This is a genomic window from Staphylococcus sp. ZWU0021, from assembly GCF_000798895.1.
Classification (GTDB): Bacteria; Bacillota; Bacilli; order Staphylococcales; family Staphylococcaceae; genus Staphylococcus; species Staphylococcus saprophyticus.
Genome location: NZ_JTLN01000005.1, coordinates 482,718 through 506,298 on the forward strand (window position 1 = coordinate 482,718; position 23,581 = coordinate 506,298).

The window sequence follows — 23,581 nt, forward strand, 5'->3', positions numbered from 1 at the left end:
TTTCTATAATCGAGGTGCCGCTTCGTCATCAACATATATTTCTACATTTGGATGTGCATGTAATATCGTAGCAGGCACATCGCTGTTCACTTCATTTTCTGCTAATTTTTCAATAGCAGCTCTTTTTTTCTCACCAAAAGCTAATAAAATAATTCTATGCGCTTTTAATATGGTAGATAAGCCCATAGAAACTGCTTGTTTGGGCACATCTACTTCGTTATCGAAATAACGACTATTTGCACTAATTGTACTTTCTGTTAAATCAACGATATGCGTTGCGCTATTAATATCTGTGCCTGGTTCATTAAAACCAATATGACCATTTTCACCAATACCTAGAATTTGAATATCTACTGGACCTTTTTGATTAATCAATTGTTCATAGCGTTTCGTTTCATCGTTTAAATTGTCGGCATTCCCGTTTGGTATATGAAGTAATGATGGATTAAAATAAGGATATTGTTTAAATAGCATCTCATTCATATAACTATGGTAACTTTGCTCATGCTGTGCATCGAGTCCGACGTATTCATCCAAATTAAACGTTTCAATTTCACTAACATCTAATTTGTTTTTTCTTAATAATTGCACCAAAAAGCGATATACGTCTACCATCGTGCCACCTGTAGCTAGTCCTAATTTACTATGATTTTGTTGGCTCATTTGTTTATATAATTCACACGCCACATAAAATGAAGCATATCCGCTTGTACCAAGATTTGTTATTTTCATATACGTGCCCTCCCCGTAAATAAATACAAAACGACTCTAATCTATCCATATACTTACATATACTTACATATACTTACACTTACTTATTATACGTGATTATCTTATTTTTGACAGAAATCGAATTCCTACATCATACTTAACAAAAAATTATAAAATACTTACGATTTATTGAGCATAGAGATACATTTATGATGTACTTTTTAGTAGAATGGAAAGATAATCAAAAATACAATCTTATCTATAAAATTTACTTTTCAGGTAGAAAATGTATAAAAGTCGGTTTACACTAAGATATGGACTGATTTATTAATGAATACGATACCGAAAAATGATTTCAATAAATGAATTTTGTAAAATTAGGTTCTGAAAGCAAGGAGGCAATGAATTTGGAAGAGATCGATTATGACAAAGTACAAACTTTACTTTCATCATATGAGCATAAACCTGTATACCTTCACGTTGAAACGACAAATGGTGCATATGCTGCCCACTTCGACCAACGCGTATTTAATGCCGGTACTTTTTTAAGAAATATTCAAGTTACTTATGAACATGCGCAACTCAAAGGTGGTAACAAAGACCCTTATCGTGTTGGACTCAAACTAAAAGATAATGGTTGGGTTTATGTACAAGGATTAACGCATTTCGAAGTCAATGAAAATGATGAATTTCTATTAGCTGGATTTAATTATGAAGGACAATTAGCCGCTGCCTTAGAAATCAGTACAACACCATTTAAAGCGTAAGGAGGGCATATCATGTCAGAGGAAAGCCAAGTATTAGTCATTTTTCCGCATCCAGATGATGAGTCATTCTCATCTGCAGGCACATTAGCACGATATATTGATCATGGCGTACCGGTTACGTATGCATGTTTAACATTAGGTCAAATGGGCCGTAATTTAGGTAATCCGCCTTTTGCAACACGCGAAACACTTCCGGATATTCGTGAAAAAGAATTAGAAAACGCAATGGAAGCCATAGGCATAACTGACTTGCGTAAAATGGGATTAAGAGATAAAACGGTGGAATTCGAACCCCATGATGAGATGGACGCAATGGTTCAATCGCTAATCGATGAATTACACCCATCTGTTATCATCTCATTCTACCCGCAATTTGCTGTGCACCCAGACCATGAAGCGACTGCAGAGGCTGTCGTTAGAACAGTTGGTCGCATGCCAGCATCTGAAAGACCACGTTTACAACTCGTAGCATTTAGTAATGATGCACCAGAAAAACTAGGTGCCCCTGATATACTAAATGAGATCAGTGATTATAAAGAGGTAAAACTTCGCGCATTTGAAGCCCATTCATCTCAGACAGGTCCTTTTTTAAAACAATTAGCCACACCTGAAGTATCTGGAGAAGCACAAAGTTTCTTAGAAGTAGAACCTTATTGGACTTATAACTTTGAATCTTAAGTGGAGGCAATAGCATGACAGAATTTGACTTATCTACACGTGAAGGTCGTTGGAAACATTTTGGATCCGTCGACCCAATAGAAGGTACGAAACCAACAATAAAAGAAGAAATGAAAGATTTACAAAGCACCCATAAAAACTTCTTATTTGAAATAGAAGAAGTCGGTATTAAGAATCTGGTTTATCCAGTACTTGTTGATCGTTTCCAGACTGCTGGTAATTTTAGCTTTTCAACTAGTTTAAACCTAGACGAAAAAGGGATTAACATGAGCCGTATTTTAGAAAGTGTTGAAAAACATTACCATAACGGTATTGAATTAGATTTTGATGCACTATACCAATTATTACGCAGCCTACAAGAACGTATGAATCAAAATGCTGCAGGATTAGACGTATCAGCAAAATGGTTTTTTGACCGTTTTAGCCCAATAACACAAATTAAAGCAGTTGGACATGCGGACGTCACTTATGGTTTAGCAATTGATAAACAAAATGTGACACGTAAAGAAATTACGATTGAAGCAGCGGTAACGACACTATGTCCTTGCTCTAAGGAAATCAGTGAATATTCTGCACACAATCAACGTGGTATTGTAACTGTGAAGGCATACATTAATAAAGACATTGAGCTGATTGATAATTACAAAGATGTGATTTTAGATGCCATGGAAGCCAATGCAAGCTCTATATTATACCCTATCTTGAAAAGACCGGATGAAAAGAGCGTAACGGAACGTGCATATGAAAATCCTAGATTTGTTGAAGACCTCATTCGCTTAATCGCAGCAGATTTAGTCGATTTTGATTGGCTCGATGGCTTCGATATTGAATGCCGTAATGAAGAATCTATTCATCAACACGATGCATTCGCAAAATTAAAATATAGAAAATAATCATTATGACTTAGCATATGTGTAACCCTCTTGATTCGGTTGCGCATATGCTCTTTTGTCATTTTTCATTTAATTTATTTTCATTCTAAATTCATCTCAATTTTTATCAAAGTAAAATTTTAATATGTTATGTTAAAATTTACACCCTAAATTTTGCAATAATATATTAATATTAAAACAATAGATATTAATAATTAAATTTCGCTGATGTTCTATAGACAATTTCCATATTAAAATTATTATGGCAGTATTTCTATCTCAATTTAATCATACAAATTGTTGATAATAATAAAATGGATTATGACCAAACATGGCATCTCCTTTTCTAGGAAAACTAATCCATTTTCCTAAAATTACTTATGAAAGCAAATGCGTTATGACTCTATACATTCATTAGCGGATTTAAAAAGAAATGAGAGGTTAGATATGAATACAATTTTATATGAAAAAAACAGAAACATCATAAAAAAGGCAATCAAGAAAGATTTAGGTTTAACATTTTTAGAAATTATTATTTTAGAACAATTGAAATACCTAAACAAAGAAAAAATTGATGCGGTCGAACTTAAAAGACATTTGAACATTGACAATACACCGATTTCGATTCAAATAAATAACCTGAGTAACTTCGGTTTATTTACAAAATCACGCGATGAACATGATGAACGACGCATCTATTTACATAGTATTGATTTTGACAAAATCACTAAAATTATACGACAGTATCATTCGATTGTTTCTAATATCTTAAAAATAAACAGTTAATCAAAAGCGCCTATAGATTACCTATATCTGATAGATAACCTATAAGCGCTTCTTTGTTGCTTATTGAACTGACTTATTTTAAATGTTCATATGGACTGTTTTTTACAAATGAAATAATTTGATCTACAAATAAACGCGCACGTAATTGAAATTCTTCATTAGCTAAATAATATGTACCATCGTCTAATTTTTTAAAATCCGTATCATGTGTAGCAATTTGTGTAGGTACTGCAATACCTAATAGCGAACGTACAATTAAACGTAAATGTGACAATGGTTCAGAACTGACAATACCACCACTATTACCTATTAACCCTACTGGTTTCATTTTAAAATCATCCATTGTTAAATGGTCTAAAGCATTTTTTAAAATACCTGAGTAAGAACCGTGGTAATTGGGACTACCTAGTACGAAAAAATCAGCTTCTCTTGCTTTAGTTTTCAATGTTTGTAAATTATTTTTATAACTTTCACTTGGATTAGATGCTCCAGAAACATCAAGTTGGTGGATAGGTTGCTCCGCCAAATCAAAAATTTCAACATCAAAGTCATGTTCTTCAAAATGACCTTTCAAATATTGAGATAGTGCTGTTGTATGTGACCCCACTTTAGCACTACCAACTATAATTAAACCTTTCATTTATTACTTCACCTCATACTATTTTTTGTTATTTTCTTGAAGTAGTTTCATAATCGCTTTACCGACACCACTTTCTTCATTTGAATCCGTTGTGTACGTCGCGACTGCTTTTACTTCTGGTGCTGCATTTGCCATAGATACCGAATAACCTACTCGCTCTAACATAGAAATATCATTCATGTTATCTCCAATGGCCATTACGTTTTCCATATCAATATTTAATCGCTCAGCAATTGTTTCCAATGCAATGCCCTTTTGAGCATCTGAATGTGTGATTTCAATATTACCTCTAGATGAGGATGAGATGGCAAGACTTTCTGATTGTGCTAATTTTTCACTCACACGATCAATCTTTGCTAAATCACTATCAAATGCCAATATTTTCATCACAATTTCACCCGGTGTATCCTCAATTTTGTCATAATTATCTACAACTTTTAATGTGCCATTATCAATACGCTTTTGAATACCTGCTTTAATCTTTTCAACATCCGCTTTTTGACCTGCACGTTCTGCAATATCGATATAGATTTCTAAGTCTCGTTGAGGATTTTCAGTATAAATACCTAAATTTGTATATACTTGATAATATATATCTTCTGACTTTAACTCATTTGTAATTCGATTATTCAATTCACGATTTAAATTGGATGTACTCATAATATTAAATGATTCATCTCTAACTTCGGCACCATTCAAGCAAATATAAGGTAGTTTTAAATCTGTTTGATTTACCGGAGAATTCGCCTCATAAAAAGCACGCCCTGTTGCTATAACAACTGTAATACCTTGGGATTGTGCATACTTTATAGCTTTTATATTTTCTTCCGATATTTCATGTGCAGCATTTAGTAACGTCCCATCCATATCTGTAGCAATTAAATTTATCATTTGTTTACCTCTTTCTCTTCTAAGATCGATAACACAAAATCAATTATATATGATTCTCATTTGTCATAATTTTGTAACATATTCATATTCTATCAAATGTTTACTTTTTTGTATTATCGGCTGTTCGAATGATTTTTTTATTTTTTCTTATATTTTTAAAAAACGCAGTTAATAACTGACTACAAGATTCTTCTAAAATGCCAAATTCTACTGTTGCCCGATGATTAAATCTTGGTTCTTGCAACAGATTCATTAGACTGCCGGCACACCCACCTTTGGGGTCCTTAGCTCCATATATCACAGAAGGAATACGACTCATCACTATACTCCCCGCACACATCACGCACGGTTCTAAAGTTACATAAAGAGTACAGCCTTCTAGTCTCCAACTTCCTAAAGCAGCTGCAGCGCGTTGAATCGCAATATGTTCAGCATGTGCAGTTGGATTTTGTTCAGATTCACGTAAATTATGCGCTCTAGCAATAATTTCATCATTTTTTACAATAATTGCACCGATAGGTACTTCACCTATATTGCCAGCTTTTTTTGCTTCTTCAATCGCAACTTCCATATAAAATTCATGATTTGTCATGTATCTCACACACCTCACATATGGTACAATATTTATTGTCTATTTTAACATTGGAGCGGTAAATATGAAAAAACAATTTATTGCTGTGGAAGGTCCGATTGGTGTCGGAAAATCTTCTTTAGCACATAAACTTAGTCAAACTTATAAATATTATGAAGAAAAAGAAATTATCACAGAAAATCCATTTTTATCAGATTTTTATGAAGATATTTCCAAATGGAGCTTTCAAACAGAAATGTTCTTTTTATGTAATCGATATAAACAATTTCAAGATCTCGCATTAATTGAAAACGGTATTGTCAGTGATTACCATATTTATAAAAATAAAATTTTTGCAAATAATACCTTAACTACGACGGAATACAATAAATTTTCAAGAATCTATGATATTTTAACCGAAGATTTAGAAATGCCTAATATGATTATCTTTTTAGACGCTGATTTGGCTACACTAAAATCACGTATTGCGCACCGTAATCGGAGCTTTGAACATCAAATTGCAGATGATTATTTATTAAATTTAAAACGTGATTACAATGACTATTACGAATCTTTAAAGAACGATGGTGAACGCGTCATACGTATTGATACGACACACCTTGATTTTATGAAGTATGAGAACGATTATAATTATATTTTAGAATTAGTGAAGCCACTGATTGGAGGACATGAGCATGAATAATTACGGTATCCCGCAAGATGCTGTCATTACTATCGCCGGAACTGTAGGCGTTGGTAAATCAACATTAACAAAAGCTTTAGCAGAGCGCTTTAATTTTAGAACTTCATTTGAAAACGTAGACCACAACCCTTATCTGGATAAGTTTTATAATGATTTTGAGCGTTGGAGTTTTCATTTACAAATTTATTTTTTAGCAGAACGTTTCAAAGAACAAAAACGAATGTTTGAATATGGTGGCGGTTTTATTCAAGACCGTTCTATTTATGAAGATGTCGATATTTTTGCGAAAATGCATCAAGAACAAGGTACGATGAGTCCTGAAGACTTTGAAACTTATTCTGAATTGTTTAACGCAATGGTCATGACACCTTACTTCCCTAAACCAGATGTATTAATTTATTTAGAGTGCGATTATAACGATGTCATCAATCGTATTAAACAACGTGGCCGTCAAATGGAAATTGAAACGGATACCGCATACTGGCAAAAATTATATCAACGTTATGAAGATTGGATTAGCGAGTTTAATGCTTGTCCAGTTGTTCGAGTCAATATTAATGAATATGATCTGCACGAAGATCCTGAAACACTCAACCCAGTTATTGACAAAATTCGCAACGTCATCGAAACATATCGTAAAGTCGATCAACGTTAAATTCAATATATTAAAAGAAAGTCACTCCACTAGGTTTTGGTCGGAGTGACTTTTTATGCGTATAACAGTAAATTACTCAATATGGCTACGGTAAATAATTTTTTCAATTTCATCGTCTGTCACATATTTACTGTAATAATGTTCATCCGTTTGCGCTAAACCAAAGGTACTTGCCTTATCTTGGTCTTCTGTTCCGATATATAGTTGACCTTCCGTATCTTGATACAAATCAAAGATTGCACCACCATATCGCGCTTCTTGATATAATGCGTAAAGCTCATCGATATCATCACGTGCTACTTGTTTAAAATATAATGTATGTTTAGAATGTTTTATTGTTTTAGCTTCAAACCCTATCTCTAACGCTCGTTCATCTTCAGTGACCAACACCACGTCATTACTTATCATTTCCACAATTTTAAACGTCTCGCCATGATAATCTGCATACTTCCCATCAATCATTTTGATCACCTCAATATTTAAAATTAAATATTAAAAAAGTCATAATATACGTTAAGCATATTATGACATATTTTAGACACTGCGCCTATTTTTTTAATATTTTTACGATATCATTTGCTGTTTCTACAGTATAATCCGCTTGGGTAAATTCCTCTGCTAATCCTACACCAGTTAACACCGCAACTTTTAATCCGAGCTGTGCATTAACACCCGTTTGCATATCATTTGCTGTATCACCAACGATAGCGACGTCTTCAGGAGCAACATCATATTGATTAAATAATGGATTTAATACTTCTGGATTTGGCTTTTCGACTGCATTCGCTTCGGTTGAAATAATAACATCAAAAAAGTGATTAAATTGAGTAATCTCTAAAAATTGCTCGACACCCTTTTTCGAATCACTTGTAACAATGCCCATTTTATATCCTTGATTCTGTAATGTTTTTAACGTATCCTCGATACCTTCAACCAATACATTTTCAGGCACCCTATTATCTACTAAAGTTTGACTGCGCGCTTGTGCCCATTTTGTGACATCTTGACCAGCAATATCACAAAACGCTTGCACCATTTCATCCAGTGCACCTGAAGCCATGATTGTACCCGGCTGTATTTCACCGTCAACCACACCTAAATGTGCATATGCTGCTGACTTATCATCAATATCTTGATCATACTTTTCCATAAAATCATCTACTAATTGTAGCCCAATCTTCATCCAACTACGATCAAAATATATAATCGTGCCATCTTTATCAAATAAAATCCATTTCATGCTTGAACAGCTCCTATAATTTCGCTTAATTAAAATAATTCACGCTTTATATTTTAGTACAAAAATGTCACACGAAACAAATATTGTAACTGAATTTGATTTAATTGCATGTATCTGATACTTAACTTAATTTGCGTTCTATACGTATTATGTTATCATAATGTCAAAAAATATAAATTGTGCAAAAACATTTAAATACTACAAGGGGGGTTTTTAAAATGGGTTACTTTATAGTATTTGTAATTATTGCAGTATGTATTGGTATCTATTTTTCAAAAAGAGATGAACCCATGTCACCATCAAGTTGGTTTAAAGGCATCGGTGTCATTGCATTTGCCATGGTCATTGTCATTGTCAATGGATTCTATCATGTAGATGACATTAAGCAAGGTGGAGAAAATGGCGTAAAGCAAGCTGAAAACAGAGAAAACACACAAAAGTAACCAGCTACAATTATTTTCATTCGATTAATAAAGGGGTAAGCGTATCATGATTTATGCAATTACTTTTATTATCGTTAGCATTTTAATCGTTATTTATTTTTCGAAAAGGGACAAACCGATGTCACCGTCAAGTTGGTATAAAGGCATTGCCGTCATTATTTTATCCTTATTTGCTGTTAGCTTTTTTGATAGTCTCGATGTATTCATACAAAATTTTAAAGAAGGCATCAACGAAGATGTAGCGAATGACATTTCAAAAAATTAATATCGATTAGCGGCCGTCATTCAAATAGATATCATCATAAAAAAGGTTGGTAACGCATGCGCGTTACCAACCTTTTTAGGATCAATTTTAATATCTTGGTACTACGACTCTCCATCCTTGTGGATCATCAAGTTTACCACTTTGAATACCAGTATAATGATCATATAAGTTTTGTGTGATTTCACCAGTTTCATTATTATTAATTACGATTTCTGTCTCACCGTATTTTAATTGACCTACTGGAGAAATGACTGCTGCTGTACCTGTACCGAATACTTCTGTTAATTCGCCCTTATTGTGCGCTTCAATCAATTCATCGATAGATACTTTGCGTTCTTCCACTTCATAGCCTAAGTTTTGAGCTAACTCAATCACTGTCTTACGTGTGATACCAGGTAAAATACTACCATTTAATTCAGGTGTTACCAATTTACCATTTTCAACGAAGAAGATATTCATACTTCCGACTTCTTCAACATATTTTTGTTCAACACCATCTAACCAAAGTACTTGATCATAACCTTGAGCTGACGCGTTAGATTGCGCTAATAAGCTTGCCGCATAGTTACCTGCAACTTTGGCATAACCTACGCCACCGCGTACGGCACGGACATATTGATCTTCGACATAGATTTTAGTTGGATTGAGTGATGCGCCACCATAATATGAACCCGATGGAGATAATATAATTAATAATTTATAAGAGTATGAAGGACGTACGCCTAAAATACCTTCTGTCGCAAAAACATATGGACGAATATATAATGATTGTCCTTCACCTTCTGGTACCCAATCACGTTCAACATCTACGAGTTGTTTCAAGCCTTCTAATACCGCTTCTTCGTCGACTTGTGGCATATCCAAGCGTGCCAACGATTTATTAATACGCTTGAAGTTCTCTGATGGACGGAATAAATCAACTTCTCCATTATGTTTATAAGCTTTTAAACCTTCAAATACAGATTGACCATAATGAATACCTTGTGCTGCTGGAGAAATTTCTATTGGACCATAAGGTACAATTTTTAAATCATGCCATCCTTGATCGATATCATAGTCGAAACTCAACATATAATCAGTGAAGTATTTCCCAAAACCTAATTCACTTGGATTCGGTTTTTCTTTAAGTGTTTCACGTTGTACAAATTTAATTTTTTCTGACATGACTGCTTCCTCCCAATGTTTATTCTTAAGTATTATATTAAATTATACCAATCCACTAGTCTGTGTTCAATAATTTTCAAAAAATTTCAAATAAACCAACAATATGTATCTTGGATAATCAAACCACTGTCCGTACATTAATTTATGGTTTAATTGCTCGCATTTTGTATTAAAATCGCTGTTATTTAAACAAAAAAGAAGCCGAACCTATAGTCGACATACACTTCGTTAATGTCATCACCTAAAATAGTGAAATGCTTAACAACTGTATATCAAACTATGTCCGAGCTTCAAAAAATGTATGCTTTATTTTACTTCTGCTTTCTCTTTGCCTTCAATAGCATCTAGCATCACTTTAGTCATTGCACTTAAGTCATATTGAGGATTGAAGCCCCATTCTGCTCTCGCACAACTTACATCAATACTATTAGGCCAACTATCTGCGATGGATTGTCTAACCGGATCTACATCGTAGTCTAATTTAAAGTCTGGATAATATTCTTGAATCGCTTCTTTAACCATTTCTGGTTCAATACTCATCGCACTTAAATTATAAGCATTTCGATTAATTAATTTAACGCCGTCTGCTTCCATTAGTTGGATAATCGCATTAATGGCATCTTCCATAAACATCATATCCATAAATGTATCTTTCGCGATAAAGCTTGAGTATTGCCCTTCTCTAACTGCTTTAAAATAAATATCTACAGCATAATCTGTCGTACCGCCACCTGGTTCTTTAATATGTGAAATCAAACCTGGGAATCTAACGCTGCGTGTATCTACACCAAATTTTTCAAAGTAATATTGGCATAGTAATTCTCCAGCAACTTTATTCACACCATACATTGATGTAGGACGTTGAATCGTTACTTGGGGTGTATTAACTTTAGGTGTTGATGGACCAAAAGCACCAATAGAACTTGGTGTAAAGAATTGTAATTTATATTCACGTGCTACTTCTAATGCATTCATTAAACCACCCATATTTAAGTCCCACGCAAATAATGGATTTTTTTCAGCAGTTGCTGATAATAATGCAGCCATATGCATCATTGTGTCTGGTTTGAATGATTCGACTAATTCATCCATACGTGCTTTGTCTGTCACATCTAAAATTTCAAATGGGCCATTTTTTAGTGCAGAGCCTTCTTCAGATTCTCTAATGTCAGTGGCTAAGACATTGTCATTTCCATATAATGTTCTACATTTTACAACTAACTCAGTTCCAATTTGTCCTAATGCACCAGTAATCATAATTTTTTTCATATTTCTATCTCCCTTGTATATTACAGAAACTGTAATGTATTTACCTCGTGGACAATAAACTTATTTTCACCTATATTATATTATAAAAACGCTTTATTGTATATATCGAAAGGACATTTATTTTAAAAATATATAGTCCACACAATAATTGATTGCGATTTCAATATTATGTTATTAAAGCGGATTTGACACATATACGATAGACTGTTATAAGATAATTATTAAATATTTATGGAGATGATGACATGTTGCACAAAAATGCTACATTATTAATACAAAGTGTTCGATTAACGTAGTCGATGCTTTGTAATCTAATTCCTTATCACAAGGCATCTAACTTATGCATGTAAGCTATATTTATGTGAGAGGAACTAATAAAAAATGGAAAAACAACTTTACCCTTATCAATTTAATTATATAAAAGAACGCGTTGCACATTTAGTCAATGCTTATAATTCGGTCAACGATCCCAATACAATCGCTTCAATCAAAGATATCACACGCGATGAAATACTCAATACATTTAACTCGAGAGACACTACAATTCGTTCAAATGTTGAAAAGCTCATGAATGTACAACTAACTAAAGAACAAGCTCAAAAAATTTTAACGACCATACAAATGTATGTTAAGCCATTTGAACATCCGAGTAAAAAGCAAGTCACTAACCTTTTTAAAAAAGTTAAAAAGCTAAAAACACCTCTTATCAGTGATGAAGTACTACAAACAAGTACGTATATCGGTTGGAATGATATTGCTTCAAATAGAAAATTCATCATTTATTATGATAACTTTGGAAAATTAAACGGTGTATACGGAGACATTTCTAACCAAACTGTCAAAGGTTTCTACTCTATTTGCAATAAAGAATCCCGTGTTGCTCTATTTATGCGAAAAACACGTACTGGCAATGATGGCCAATATACCAAAAAAGGTGACTACATTTGTTTTGATAGCACATTATGTAACCATCAAATATCCGATTTATCGCACTTCCATCATTTTTTGAATAAGATTCAATAAACCAAAAATATGCCCTATGCAATGATATGTCATTGTATTAGGGCCTTTTTTGATATAGACAAAACACCCTATTCATGTGTCGGATTTGTCTATTGTCATATTTATGTTATTACTTAAAATAACTATCAATACCTTTAAATTTGTAGCGTATTATGCTTTTCATATCATAAAGGCTGTTATTAGGAACGACTTCTGAAAAAAACGCTAACCGAAGATTACAGGCTAAGGTGGTGCCTGCGGAAAGCGTGCACAAAAACTGTCGACAAAGTCAGTTTTTATTAGGCCTTATACTCACTTTCTTAAATAATCAATAAATGTTCGAATCGTTTGTTCATTTGTTCTATCGGAATGAGTGATAGCAGTAAAATAAATATAATAGTCAAAAGGCGCACCAATAGGTAACATTTCAATGAGACCATTTAAAATAAACGGATCATCTTCAAGCATCAAACTAGAAACAATACTGACACCTAACCCTTCAGATACTGTTTTTATCAAAACGCTAGGATTATTTGTACGAAAAACAATTTTCAGCGGACCATTTTCATCTTCAAATTGCTTAAAATTATGATGATAAAAATTGCGGTCATATAATACAAATGAATATTGTTGAATAGCTTCCATTTCAACTGTATCTTGTAATGATAATTTAGATTTTTTAGGTACAATCAATCTGAAATTTGTAGATATATTAAGCGAATTAGAGACGATGGTCTGCCCAAATGTTTCACTTTCAGTCTTCCCAATTAAGCCAATATCCACCTCATTGTCCTCTACCATTTTCATAATTTTGTCTCTGTCACTTTCAATCACTTCAACCTCAATGTGTGGATAATCCTTTTTAAAGGTAGACAATGCTTTGGGTATAATTTTGTTAAATAATGTCGGTATCGTCGCAATTTTAAGTGAGCCTGCAATATTTGAATGCATGGCATCAACCTCTGATATTAAATGTGTTTTTGCTTCTAAAATATCAATGATTAAAGGGATTATTTTTTTACCTACCTCAGTTGGCAACGTACCTTTTCGAGATCGATCAAACAGTTTATAGCCAAGTTCTGCTTCTAAATTTGCAATCGATTGACTCATTGCAGATTGACTAATATGCATCGCTTCCGAAGCATGAACGATGGATTCTGTTTCATAAATTTTTTTAACATAAGCTAATTGTTCAAAATTCATAACTTCACCCCTTTTTACATAAGCGTTTCTTATATAAATATTAAAAATACTAATTTTACATTAGCACACGTTAATCATTATAATAAATAGTGTATGAAAAAATAATTAAAGGATGGTCTTCTTATGTATGATAAACTCTGGTCGAAAGATTTTATCTCTATTACCTTTGTAAATTTTTTAATGTATTTAATTCATTATACGTTAATTGTTACCGTAACTATATTTACCATTGATAAATTCCATGCATCCGAAAGTATGGGTGGCTTAGCTGCCGGTATCTTTATCATCGGTATGCTTTTCGGTCGTTTAGCATCCGGGCGCGTAATTGACAATCTACAACCTAAAAAAGTATTGCTATTCGGCATTATCTTTTCAATTATTACCGTTGGCTTATATTTCCTTATTAGCAGTCTATTTTTATTAATGCTTGTGCGCCTATTACATGGGATAGCATTTGGTTTGGCTTCGACAGCAACTGGAACAATTTCATCAAGAATTATTCCTGAAAAACGTAAAGGTGAGGGCATCGGTTATTACGCCCTCAGTGTTACCACAGCATCAGCAATTGGTCCTTTTTGTGGCATTGTATTGAACCAACGATTCGGTTTCGAATCTATTTTCATTGTTAGTTTGGTTATCATCATCATTGCGTTCATTGCCGCACTATTTATTAAAGGATTACCAAAACCACCTGTTGAGAACAACGATGAAGCAGAAAATAAAGGCATTCGTGCATACATTCAAAAAGAAGCACTACCTATTTCATTTGTCGTTATATTCGTCGGCATTGCTTATTCAAGCGTATTGTCTTTCTTAACTGTTTATACGGAACAAATAAATTTAGCGACTGCATCTAGTTTCTTCTTTATTGTTTATGCAGTCAGCACCTTTGTTACACGTCCATTTACAGGAAAAATTTATGATGCCTATGGTGAAAATAAAGTCATGTACCCTGTGTTATGTAGCTTTGCAATTGGCTTAGTACTGTTAGCAATCTCACACACAAGTCTATTGTTACTTATTTCAGCTATATTTGTAGGTATCGGTTATGGAACGATTGTCCCAAGTGCGCAAGCCATTGCCATTCAACAATCACCTGTTGATAAAATTGGTTTAGCAACCTCAACATTCTACATGTTTGCTGACTTTGGCGCTGGTATTGGTCCATTCGTATTAGGTATCATGGTGCCAATCATGGGATATCGTTATCTATATATCACGATGGCTATTGTAGTCATTGCATCCATTATCCTTTACTACTTTATGCATGGTAGAAAAGCGATACATTACCCAAGCACCAGCAATTGATAAACTTATAATCATTAATACATCCAACAGAAATCAAATGATTAAAAGTAACATATAACAATGGAGTGCCGCAAAATAACATTTCTGCGGCACTCCCTATTTTTATCCAATATTAGTTTTTTAATTTTTTAACAAGTGACGATTTCAATCCAACTAGACCAATCTTATCCACTTTAGCATCAATATCGTGACCATCTTCAGGTTCTACGATACGGATACTTTTCACTTTAGTACCTTGTTTTATGACAAATGAAGTGCCTTTTACTTTCAAATCTTTAATCACAGTGACCGAATCACCATCTACTAGTTCATGACCATTCACATCTCTTGTAATTTGCGTTTCCATATTTTCTTTATTTTCAGTTTCAGACCATTCGTAACCACACATTGGGCAAACAAGTAGGTTACCATCTTCATATGTGTAACTAGATTCACATTTTGGGCAATTAGGTAAAGTATATTCCATAATTAAACCTCCGATAAGTTATTATTTAGCTGATAATCTACCATATTATAAAATATAAACTCTATTTTCTCCACTTTTTTTATTAAAGTTTGTTCTGTTTTTTTATTTTTTCTTCAGCCATCCACAACCGCTACAAAGCTTATTTCATGCTAAAAATAAATTCAAATTCAATTTTTATTTTTTAAATTCCCAAAAAATAATCAGAAAAATGTTTATTTAATGATATAAGTGGAAAAGTACCTATGTCACAAATCATAAAGGAGGCTTTTATAATGAGTAAATTTGATGATTTTAAAGACCAAGCAAAAGACAAAGTAGACGAAGTGAAAAACGACAAAGATAAACAAAAAGAAGTTAAAGATCAAGCTCAAAATAAAGCCAAAGACTTAAAAGATAAATTTTAAGCTTTCTAAATTATCTTGAATCTAAATACTGTTAAATAAAAGCATCTGTCAGTACATTAATTGTACTGACAGATGCTTTTTTGTATATTTAAGAATTATTTTAAATTTAATTTCTCTGCAATTTCTTGCTTTTTACTATCAAAATCTAATGCTTGTTGATCTATAGATGATCCAGTTTCAGCAACCTGCTTAATGTTTTCCATTTGGAACTGCCAGCCTGCAAAATCAAGTATAATATGTGGAAATGCAAACGGTAAACATTCATCGAAAATCAATACCGTTTCTTTACCAGTATCATGTAAATCAAACCTTACTGTACCAATATCCCATGTATAGCCAATTGTTTCATTTTCTTCAAAGGCTGTAATTTCCATTTCTTCGTCGTCTTGCCCATCCATTTGGAATTTCATCTTACCACCAACTTGACGGTCTTCAAATGATAATTGTGGAAACCATTGTTGAATACCTTCCGTTGTGCTTAAAAGTTTAAACACTGTTGCTACATCTTGTTCAATGATTATTTTTAATGTTTGATATGCACCTTGTTCATCTTTAGAATATACAGCTTCCATATGAATATGCCCCTTTCGATTTACAATCGCCTCATTTTGAAACACATATGAATTGATAATACTGCTATTCCCATCTTATTTTATTTTAATCCTAGGTCTGATCGGTTATTCACTTCTAATTTACGCGCTTTTCTTGTATATCTTAAATAAATCAAGCCAAGTAAGATAAACCACAGTGGTGATAATACAACACCCATTCTTGTTTCTGGTACAACAAGTAAGATAATCAATACGAATACAAAGAATAGCTGTACCATTCTTGCCATATGAATACCACCGGGCAATTTAAAGTCACTCTTTTTATGTAATTCAGGATGTGTTTTAACGTATTTTGCATAGGCATGAACAATAAACATCCATACAGCGACTAATAAAATTGTTGAAATTGCTGTGACATAAAAGAACACTTGTGTTGCGTTCGGTATTAAATAATTTAATAACACCGTAATAGATAACAAAGCGCATGTTACCAATATTGCTATATAAGGCACACCTTTTTTATTTGTTTTCATTAATAAATGATGTGTTTGTTTTTTCTCAGATAACCCAAATAAGATTCTACTATTTGCAAATATACCACTATTACATGCCGATGATGCTGCAGTTAATACCACAAAGTTTATTAACCCCGCTGCAAATGGCACACCAATAAGTGCAAATAAACTTACAAATGGACTATTATTTGGATCAATATCTTGCCATGGAATAATGGACATCATCACCGCTAATGCACCAACATAAAATAATAATATTCTGATTGGTACACTGTTAATTGCTTTCGGTATCGTTTTTTCAGGATTTTTTGTTTCTCCAGCTGTTATACCTAATATTTCAATACCTGTAAATGAAAAGACAACCATTTGGAATGACATGAAAAAGCCAGATGCACCATGAGGGAACCAACCACCATTATTATAAACATTAGAGACCCCCGTCTTACCAAAAGGTGTTTGAATTGCAAATACAATCATGACAATACCAATAACTATCAATGCAATGATTGTTACAACTTTTATAATTGCAAACCAAAATTCTAATTCACCAAACATTTTTGTACTTGTTAAATTAAAAGCCATAAGAATCAATATACAAGACAAAGATGTGATCCAATTTGGTAAATCGGGTATCCAAAATTCTACATATTTTGCAACTGCAGTAATTTCTGCCATCCCTGAAGTAATCCAAGTTAACCAATACGTCCACCCGGTTACAAATCCTGCAAACGGACCAATCTGATCGTGCGCAATATCTGCAAATGTTTTATATTCTGTATTAGAAAGTAACATCTCACCCATTGCACGCATAAACATAAACAATACAAAACCGACAATAATATAAGTGAGTAAAATCGATGGCCCCGTTAAACTAATGGACTGACCAGCCCCTAAAAATAAGCCAGTTCCAATAGCTCCACCAATCGCAATAAGTTGAATATGTCTATTACTCAACTCTCTGTTCAAAGTATTTGTCATAAATCTTGCCCCAATTCCAATTGTTTTAAAGCATCATTAATATATCGCCTTAGCTTATTGGCCCCTTTGTTATCGATTAATAAACTAATGTAATGATTACATGCATATATCTCAATAATGCTTGGTTGTATAATATTCTTTTTTTCTGAAAATTACAACTAATGCTATAAATCATTTTTGATAATTTTGTATTTTTACATTTTTGATTTTTTAACTCTTTAATTGATTAAAACAATAAACTATAATCTCATTTTTAATATTTGAATTTCTTTTTTAACCATTAAATATCATGTGCCTTGATGAAATAAAAAATAGCACACTTTTATTACTTAACGACATCGTTAAAATAAAAAGTGTGCTCTGATTTCACATACGATGAACGTACCTTTGAACAAATATTTTATAAGCACTTATTGCGTTTCTATAGCCTCTTTAATAGATTTAATGTTCTCTGGTGTTGTTTGACAACACCCTCCAACAATCTTGACGCCTTGGTCTAACCAATCAGGTATTTGTTCAACAATTAAACCTTGATTACCTACACTTTCCCATTCTTTCTCCACTGCATTGTACTGTGCACCGCCATTAGGATAAAGCGCTATTGTTTGAGGTACATTTTTCAGTCCTTTGCTTATAGCTTTATTTATACCCGCGACGGATGAACAATTAATACCAAACACCGGTATGCGTTCAGCATATTGCTTAATATAAGCACATAACTTTTCAAATTCTGTGTCATCAGATAAATCACCGTCTTCATTAACTGTGACAGATAACCAAAATGTCTGATTTGTATAATGTGGCACAATATATTCAACAATCGCTTTAATTTCCTCGAAATTAGGCACGGTCTCAAATACAAAATCATTGATGCCTCTTTTAACCAATGCTTCTATACGCGTTTTATGGAATTGAAAATAATCTTCCTTACTTAAATCGTATGCACCTGTGTACTCAGAACCATCACTTAAATAGGCACCGTATGGCCCTAAGCTACCCACGATAACTTGTGTATCCGTCGTGGCTTCCATAATTTGATTTACTGCAGTATTATATAGCTGATCTATTTCAGTTGCCTTCATCCCAATATCAGAAAAAGTTTGGTAACTCGCTTGATACGTACTTGTAAGCAATATGTCTGCCCCCACATCCGTAAATGCTTGATGTGCTTGTTTAATTTGTGTAGGGTTATTTTTTAAAACTTCACTGGACCATAATGAAGTTTTCAAACTACAGCCTGCTTGTTCTAATGTTGTTGCCAAACCGCCATCTAGTACCAATGGCGATTGAGCTTTCAATTTTTCTAATAACCGCATTTAATTACCTCTTTTCTTATGATACTTAATGAAATAATATATGAGTGCTATGACAGCGAATGGTACACCGAAATAAAGTGCAGGTGCCTGATTAGAATCAAAAACCATTCCTATACATGAAACTAAACATAAAATAAATCCTATAATAGGTATAGATTGATGAATTTTAAGGCTAGGATCATACCTTTTAGCATTGAAATAAGCAACACATATACTCATCCACACGATGACTACAGCGAGTCCTGCAATGGACACCAGCACAACATAGAGTGAATCCGCTGCATAGATGCTTGATAATAAAGCCAACAGACCACCTACCATACTAAATAATGTTGCGTTGATAGGCATGCGATATTTATTCAACTGTCCGAACCATTTTGGAAATACCCCTTCATTGGCTAAACTCCATATCATTCTACTTGCTGCATATAATCCAGAATTAGCGGCAGATAATAAGGCTGTGATAATGACTAGATTCATGATATCTCCAGCGTAAGGTATCCCCATTTTTTGAAAGATGACTACAAATGGACTTTCCAAAGATTTCCCTTGATAACTTGGAATTAAAATAGAAATAATAACCATTGTACCGATAAAAAAGATAATTAAGCGCCATAAAGTTGCACGTATCGCTTTAGGAATGACTTGTTTAGGATTTTCAGTTTCTCCCGCAGCAATACCGATCAATTCCGTGCCACTAAATGCGTAATTCACTGCTAACATCGTTAAGAACACCGCACCTATACCATTAGGAAAAGTAGGATTCGTATATCTGTTAGTCACTGTATGTATACCTTCATAACCATTGTAATGTATCAAACCTAAAATGACACATATGCCTAAGATAATAAATACAATAATAGTAACCACTTTAACTAAAGAAAAATAAAATTCAACTTCTGCATAAAAGCGTGTCGATATGATATTAAAAATTAATACTAATATAATTGCACTTGCAGCAAAGATATATTCAGGTATTTCAGGAAACCACCTTTGCATCAAAATACCCACTGCTGTAAATTCAGAACCTAATGCTACTGTCCAGGTCAACCAATAAAACCACGCAACAATGTAGCCAATAGATGGATGTATATATTTACTCGCATATGTATGAAAACCACCTGTCACAGGGTGTTTAATAGCCAATTGTCCTAAACAAAGCATGACGAGATAAACAAGTATTGAACCTACTATATAAGATAAGACAGTCCCTAGAGGTCCAGCTTGTTGTAAAGTATACCCAGAACTTAAAAATAATCCTGTACCAATAACGCCACCAAAGCTTAATAACATGAGATGGCGCTGTTTCATGGCACGTTTAAATGATGTTTGTTCCATTGAATGTGCTCCTTATCTTTAAGTACTCAATATAGATTTTTGATATAATTAAACATTTTATTGATTTCTGAAAATTTAGTCAATAGTAAGTTATAGTATCTTTGATATCCCACTGCTAAATTATTAATTGAGTTTATTCATCCAGCTTAAAAGAAAGCGTTATTACATTAACTGAATTTTCGAACTTTTATAAAAATTCAGATCTTTGTATTGCTTTTCATTCTCAACGCTATTAACATAAACTATGTATCACTTTAAATATCTAAGTAATAAATAGAGGAGTTTTATAATGACAGAATATAATGACTTAGTAACTTCTACTCAAGAAATTACCAAAGAAGCTTTACATAAATTAGGTTTTGATGAAGGTATGTACGAACTTATAAAAGAACCTTTAAGATTTTTAGAAGTCCGCATCCCTATTCGCATGGATGACGGTACTGTAAAAACGTTTACGGGCTACCGTGCCCAACACAATCATGCTGTAGGTCCTACTAAAGGTGGTATTCGTTTCCATCCTGATGTTAATAAAGAAGAAGTCAAAGCACTATCTATGTGGATGACTATGAAATGTGGTATCACTAACCTTCCATTTGGTGGCGGTAAAGGGGGTATTATTTGCGATCCACGACAAATGAGTAACCAAGAACTAGAGCGTTTATCTCGTGGCTATGTTCGTGCAATTTCTCAATTTGTTGGTCCCGAAAGTGACATTCCAGCACCAGACGTTTATACAAACCCCCAAATTATGTCTTGGATGATGGATGAATATAGTAAGATTAATCGCTCAAATGCGTTTGCATTTATTACAGGTAAACCACTTTCATTAGGCGGTTCACAAGGACGAAATCGTGCAACTGCATTAGGTGCAGTAATCACAATTGAAGAAGCGACCAAGCGTAAAAACATTGACATTAAAGGCTCTCGTGTAGCAATTCAAGGTTTCGGTAATGCGGGTAGCTTTATCGCAAAAATTTTACACGATATGGGCGCTAAAATTGTAGCTATTTCTGAAAGTTTTGGTGCATTACATGATTCTAATGGGTTAGATGTAGACCGACTCGTTGAATTAAAGGAACAACACGGCCGCGTTACACATTTGTATGACAACGTTATTCCTAATGAACAATTATTTGAAGTCGATTGCGATATTTTAGTTCCTGCCGCACTTTCAAATCAAATTAACGAAGTGAATGCACATCATATTAAAGCAAAAATTATAGCAGAAGCCGCAAATGGCCCAACGACACCAGAAGCAACACGTATTTTAACTGAGCGCGGCGTCTTAATTATTCCAGATGTGCTTGCGAGTGCTGGTGGTGTAACAGTATCTTATTTCGAATGGGTACAAAATAATCAAGGTTATTATTGGTCAGAAGAAGAAGTAAACACAAAATTACGCGATAAAATGGTTGAAGCGTTTAATACGATATATGATTTAGCAGAAGATAGAAAAATGGATATGCGTTTAGCTGCCTATGTCTTAGGTATTAAACGAACTGCCGAAGCATCTCGTTTCCGTGGTTGGGCATAATTCCTATATATTAAGGGACTATATCCGACGAATAATCAAATGATGTATTGTTATCAATCAAATTTTCATAATATACTTAACTTAGCTATGAAGTCATCTATGACGCGAGATGACTTCATAGCTTTTTTGTTATAGCATCTAAGTGTTTTCCATATTCGCTGTATTTATTGCGCTTCATTGTTATATCTGAGGTTCACTTTTTTATTTTAAGCTGCTCCATCACACCTTCATTGCTATCCTCTTAATATTTAAGTATATCTTCACTTTTCAAAAATTAGAATTTTCTGATTTATTTGAAATACAAATTAATAATCTATATACTTATTTACAACAAAAGGGAGGATGTACAATTATGAAGAACAATATTTATGGTAATGTACCGTGTTTTTTAAATAGTAAGAATCTCAATCAGACAAATACATTAGATACAGACGTCATCGTTTATGGCGCACCATTTGAAGGTGAAAGTACTTGGGGCGATTATACGGGTGTAGAATTGGGCCCGAAACAAATTCGTGTTTGTTCAGCTCGCTATAGTCAATATTTACCTGAGCTCAATCACATTGATATCAGTGAACACCTAACGATGGGAGACGTTGGTGATGTGCCCTTTGTAGCACACGATAATAAACAAAGTTACGACAATATTAGTGATTTCGCTAAAAAGCTTTGGGATAGTGGTAAATTCTTAGTTGGCTTTGGTGGAGAGCATGGTGTGACATATCCAATACTGAAAGCACTAACGGAAACAGGCAAAAAAGTAGGCATCATTCATTTAGATGCGCACTATGACAACATGCCTGATTACGAAGGTGAACCTTATGCGCGTAACACCCCTTTTATGAGACTTTATGAAACGGATGGTATACGCAACGAAAGTATTATTCACACTGGTATACACGGTCCTAGAAATAAGCCTGAAACTGGTCGCTTCGCACAAGAAGCTGGTGCAGTAACTTTAACTATTAATGATATTCGAGCGGCTAAAGACTTGAAAACATATGCACACGAAATCTACGCGCAAGCGAGCAAGGATGTAGATGTTGTCTACCTAACTATCTGTAGTGATGTACTTGACTTCGCCTTTAATCCTGGTGGTCCTGTCGATGGTAATGGGTTATCTTCTTATGAACTCCTTACGATGATTCATGAATTCGGAAAACTAGGCCTTTGTGGCATGGACTACGTGGAAGTATATCCTATGATGGATGCCAATCAAAACTCAGCTCATTTTGTCTCTACAGCAGTGTTATATGTACTTGCTGGCCACGTCGCTTATTTAAATCAAACAAAATAATTTGAGGAGTGGTG

Annotated in this window: 27 protein-coding genes; 13 read left to right on the forward strand and 14 right to left on the reverse strand. The window is 33.7% G+C overall.

Going from position 1 to position 23,581, the window contains the following annotated elements:
• Positions 1-3 precede the first annotated feature (3 nt).
• Complete coding sequence (nagB, locus tag L987_RS03030) at positions 4-732, reverse strand: glucosamine-6-phosphate deaminase (protein WP_047502850.1); 729 nt, start codon at positions 730-732, stop codon at positions 4-6.
• 380 nt (positions 733-1,112) lie between these two features.
• Here nagB and L987_RS03035 point away from each other — a divergent pair, with 380 nt between their 5' ends.
• The 4 genes from L987_RS03035 to L987_RS03050 all read left to right on the forward strand — a co-directional run bounded on the left by L987_RS03035 (position 1,113) and on the right by L987_RS03050 (position 3,814).
• Positions 1,113-1,478, forward strand: a complete 366-nt coding sequence (locus tag L987_RS03035) for a YojF family protein (RefSeq protein ID WP_002484091.1) — start codon at positions 1,113-1,115, stop codon at positions 1,476-1,478.
• Positions 1,479-1,490: 12 nt separating this feature from the next.
• Positions 1,491-2,156 carry a bacillithiol biosynthesis deacetylase BshB2 gene (gene bshB2, locus L987_RS03040; protein ID WP_002484092.1) on the forward strand — a complete coding sequence of 222 codons (666 nt, stop codon included), beginning with the start codon at positions 1,491-1,493 and terminating at the stop codon, positions 2,154-2,156.
• Positions 2,157-2,170: 14 nt separating this feature from the next.
• Positions 2,171-3,049 (forward strand): GTP cyclohydrolase FolE2, encoded by an 879-nt coding sequence (folE2, locus tag L987_RS03045; protein WP_002484093.1) that lies wholly within the window; start codon positions 2,171-2,173, stop codon positions 3,047-3,049.
• Positions 3,050-3,475: 426 nt separating this feature from the next.
• Positions 3,476-3,814 carry a transcriptional regulator, SarA/Rot family gene (locus tag L987_RS03050; RefSeq protein ID WP_011303786.1) on the forward strand — a complete coding sequence of 113 codons (339 nt, stop codon included), beginning with the start codon at positions 3,476-3,478 and terminating at the stop codon, positions 3,812-3,814.
• 73 nt (positions 3,815-3,887) lie between these two features.
• Here L987_RS03050 and L987_RS03055 read toward each other — a convergent pair whose 3' ends face one another.
• From L987_RS03055 to tadA, 3 genes are all read right to left on the reverse strand, one after another.
• A complete protein-coding gene (locus L987_RS03055) occupies positions 3,888-4,454 on the reverse strand; it encodes an NADPH-dependent FMN reductase (protein WP_041079781.1) in 567 nt (188 codons plus the stop codon).
• Between the two features lie 18 nt (positions 4,455-4,472).
• Entirely contained in the window at positions 4,473-5,345 is an 873-nt protein-coding gene (locus tag L987_RS03060; RefSeq protein ID WP_011303788.1) for an HAD family hydrolase, read from the reverse strand.
• Positions 5,346-5,445: 100 nt separating this feature from the next.
• Complete coding sequence (gene tadA / locus L987_RS03065; protein ID WP_047502853.1) at positions 5,446-5,937, reverse strand: tRNA adenosine(34) deaminase TadA; 492 nt, start codon at positions 5,935-5,937, stop codon at positions 5,446-5,448.
• Positions 5,938-6,001: 64 nt separating this feature from the next.
• Between tadA and L987_RS03070 the strand changes: the two genes are divergently transcribed.
• Both L987_RS03070 and L987_RS03075 read left to right on the forward strand, forming a co-directional pair.
• Positions 6,002-6,619: a deoxynucleoside kinase gene (locus L987_RS03070; protein WP_002484098.1), complete on the forward strand. Its 618-nt coding sequence runs from the start codon at positions 6,002-6,004 to the stop codon at positions 6,617-6,619.
• Positions 6,612-7,274 (forward strand): deoxynucleoside kinase, encoded by a 663-nt coding sequence (locus L987_RS03075; protein WP_047502855.1) that lies wholly within the window; start codon positions 6,612-6,614, stop codon positions 7,272-7,274. Before L987_RS03070 ends, L987_RS03075 begins: the two co-directional genes overlap by 8 nt.
• A 72-nt stretch (positions 7,275-7,346) precedes the next feature.
• On the opposite strand, the gene L987_RS03080 is transcribed toward L987_RS03075, so the two are convergent.
• Both L987_RS03080 and L987_RS03085 read right to left on the reverse strand, forming a co-directional pair.
• A complete protein-coding gene (locus L987_RS03080; protein WP_047502857.1) occupies positions 7,347-7,736 on the reverse strand; it encodes a hypothetical protein in 390 nt (129 codons plus the stop codon).
• Positions 7,737-7,821: 85 nt separating this feature from the next.
• The gene (locus L987_RS03085; protein ID WP_011303792.1) at positions 7,822-8,514 is read right to left on the reverse strand and encodes an HAD family hydrolase; all 693 of its coding nucleotides are present in this window, start codon (positions 8,512-8,514) and stop codon (positions 7,822-7,824) included.
• A 218-nt stretch (positions 8,515-8,732) separates the two neighbouring features.
• On the opposite strand from L987_RS03085, the gene L987_RS03090 reads away from it, so the two are divergent.
• Together L987_RS03090 and L987_RS03095 are read left to right on the forward strand one after the other, a co-directional pair.
• Entirely contained in the window at positions 8,733-8,957 is a 225-nt protein-coding gene (locus L987_RS03090; protein ID WP_047502859.1) for a hypothetical protein, read from the forward strand.
• A gap of 46 nt (positions 8,958-9,003) precedes the next feature.
• Entirely contained in the window at positions 9,004-9,222 is a 219-nt protein-coding gene (locus tag L987_RS03095) for a hypothetical protein (RefSeq protein WP_047502861.1), read from the forward strand.
• Between the two features lie 87 nt (positions 9,223-9,309).
• On the opposite strand, the gene L987_RS03100 is transcribed toward L987_RS03095, so the two are convergent.
• Complete coding sequence (locus tag L987_RS03100; RefSeq protein ID WP_047502864.1) at positions 9,310-10,386, reverse strand: branched-chain amino acid aminotransferase; 1,077 nt, start codon at positions 10,384-10,386, stop codon at positions 9,310-9,312.
• Between the two features lie 306 nt (positions 10,387-10,692).
• Positions 10,693-11,655 carry an NAD-dependent epimerase/dehydratase family protein gene (locus tag L987_RS03105; protein WP_047502866.1) on the reverse strand — a complete coding sequence of 321 codons (963 nt, stop codon included), beginning with the start codon at positions 11,653-11,655 and terminating at the stop codon, positions 10,693-10,695.
• A 381-nt stretch (positions 11,656-12,036) separates the two neighbouring features.
• On the opposite strand from L987_RS03105, the gene L987_RS03110 reads away from it, so the two are divergent.
• Positions 12,037-12,678: a FusD family fusidic acid resistance EF-G-binding protein gene (locus tag L987_RS03110; protein ID WP_047502869.1), complete on the forward strand. Its 642-nt coding sequence runs from the start codon at positions 12,037-12,039 to the stop codon at positions 12,676-12,678.
• Between the two features lie 291 nt (positions 12,679-12,969).
• Here L987_RS03110 and L987_RS03115 read toward each other — a convergent pair whose 3' ends face one another.
• Positions 12,970-13,860 (reverse strand): LysR family transcriptional regulator, encoded by an 891-nt coding sequence (locus L987_RS03115; protein WP_047502871.1) that lies wholly within the window; start codon positions 13,858-13,860, stop codon positions 12,970-12,972.
• Between the two features lie 123 nt (positions 13,861-13,983).
• Here L987_RS03115 and L987_RS03120 point away from each other — a divergent pair, with 123 nt between their 5' ends.
• Positions 13,984-15,168: an MFS transporter gene (locus L987_RS03120; protein WP_047502873.1), complete on the forward strand. Its 1,185-nt coding sequence runs from the start codon at positions 13,984-13,986 to the stop codon at positions 15,166-15,168.
• A gap of 112 nt (positions 15,169-15,280) precedes the next feature.
• Here L987_RS03120 and L987_RS03125 read toward each other — a convergent pair whose 3' ends face one another.
• On the reverse strand, positions 15,281-15,634 hold the full coding sequence (locus tag L987_RS03125; protein ID WP_047502875.1) for a zinc ribbon domain-containing protein YjdM: 354 nt from the start codon (positions 15,632-15,634) through the stop codon (positions 15,281-15,283).
• Positions 15,635-15,906: 272 nt separating this feature from the next.
• Here L987_RS03125 and L987_RS14280 point away from each other — a divergent pair, with 272 nt between their 5' ends.
• Complete coding sequence (locus L987_RS14280; protein ID WP_256104232.1) at positions 15,907-16,038, forward strand: hypothetical protein; 132 nt, start codon at positions 15,907-15,909, stop codon at positions 16,036-16,038.
• Positions 16,039-16,133: 95 nt separating this feature from the next.
• Here the strand turns inward: L987_RS14280 and L987_RS03130 are convergent, their stop codons facing one another.
• The 4 genes from L987_RS03130 to L987_RS03145 all read right to left on the reverse strand — a co-directional run bounded on the left by L987_RS03130 (position 16,134) and on the right by L987_RS03145 (position 20,736).
• On the reverse strand, positions 16,134-16,610 hold the full coding sequence (locus L987_RS03130; RefSeq protein WP_002484111.1) for an SRPBCC family protein: 477 nt from the start codon (positions 16,608-16,610) through the stop codon (positions 16,134-16,136).
• Positions 16,611-16,690: 80 nt separating this feature from the next.
• Positions 16,691-18,082 carry an amino acid permease gene (locus L987_RS03135; RefSeq protein ID WP_047502877.1) on the reverse strand — a complete coding sequence of 464 codons (1,392 nt, stop codon included), beginning with the start codon at positions 18,080-18,082 and terminating at the stop codon, positions 16,691-16,693.
• 410 nt (positions 18,083-18,492) lie between these two features.
• Entirely contained in the window at positions 18,493-19,398 is a 906-nt protein-coding gene (gene mmuM / locus L987_RS03140) for a homocysteine S-methyltransferase (RefSeq protein ID WP_047502878.1), read from the reverse strand.
• The gene (locus L987_RS03145; protein WP_002484114.1) at positions 19,399-20,736 is read right to left on the reverse strand and encodes an amino acid permease; all 1,338 of its coding nucleotides are present in this window, start codon (positions 20,734-20,736) and stop codon (positions 19,399-19,401) included.
• A gap of 289 nt (positions 20,737-21,025) precedes the next feature.
• On the opposite strand from L987_RS03145, the gene L987_RS03150 reads away from it, so the two are divergent.
• Both L987_RS03150 and L987_RS03155 read left to right on the forward strand, forming a co-directional pair.
• Positions 21,026-22,270, forward strand: a complete 1,245-nt coding sequence (locus L987_RS03150) for a Glu/Leu/Phe/Val family dehydrogenase (RefSeq protein ID WP_011303805.1) — start codon at positions 21,026-21,028, stop codon at positions 22,268-22,270.
• A gap of 352 nt (positions 22,271-22,622) precedes the next feature.
• Positions 22,623-23,567, forward strand: coding sequence for an agmatinase family protein (locus L987_RS03155; RefSeq protein ID WP_047502881.1), 945 nt, complete (start codon positions 22,623-22,625; stop codon positions 23,565-23,567).
• The last annotated feature ends 14 nt before the right edge of the window (positions 23,568-23,581 follow it).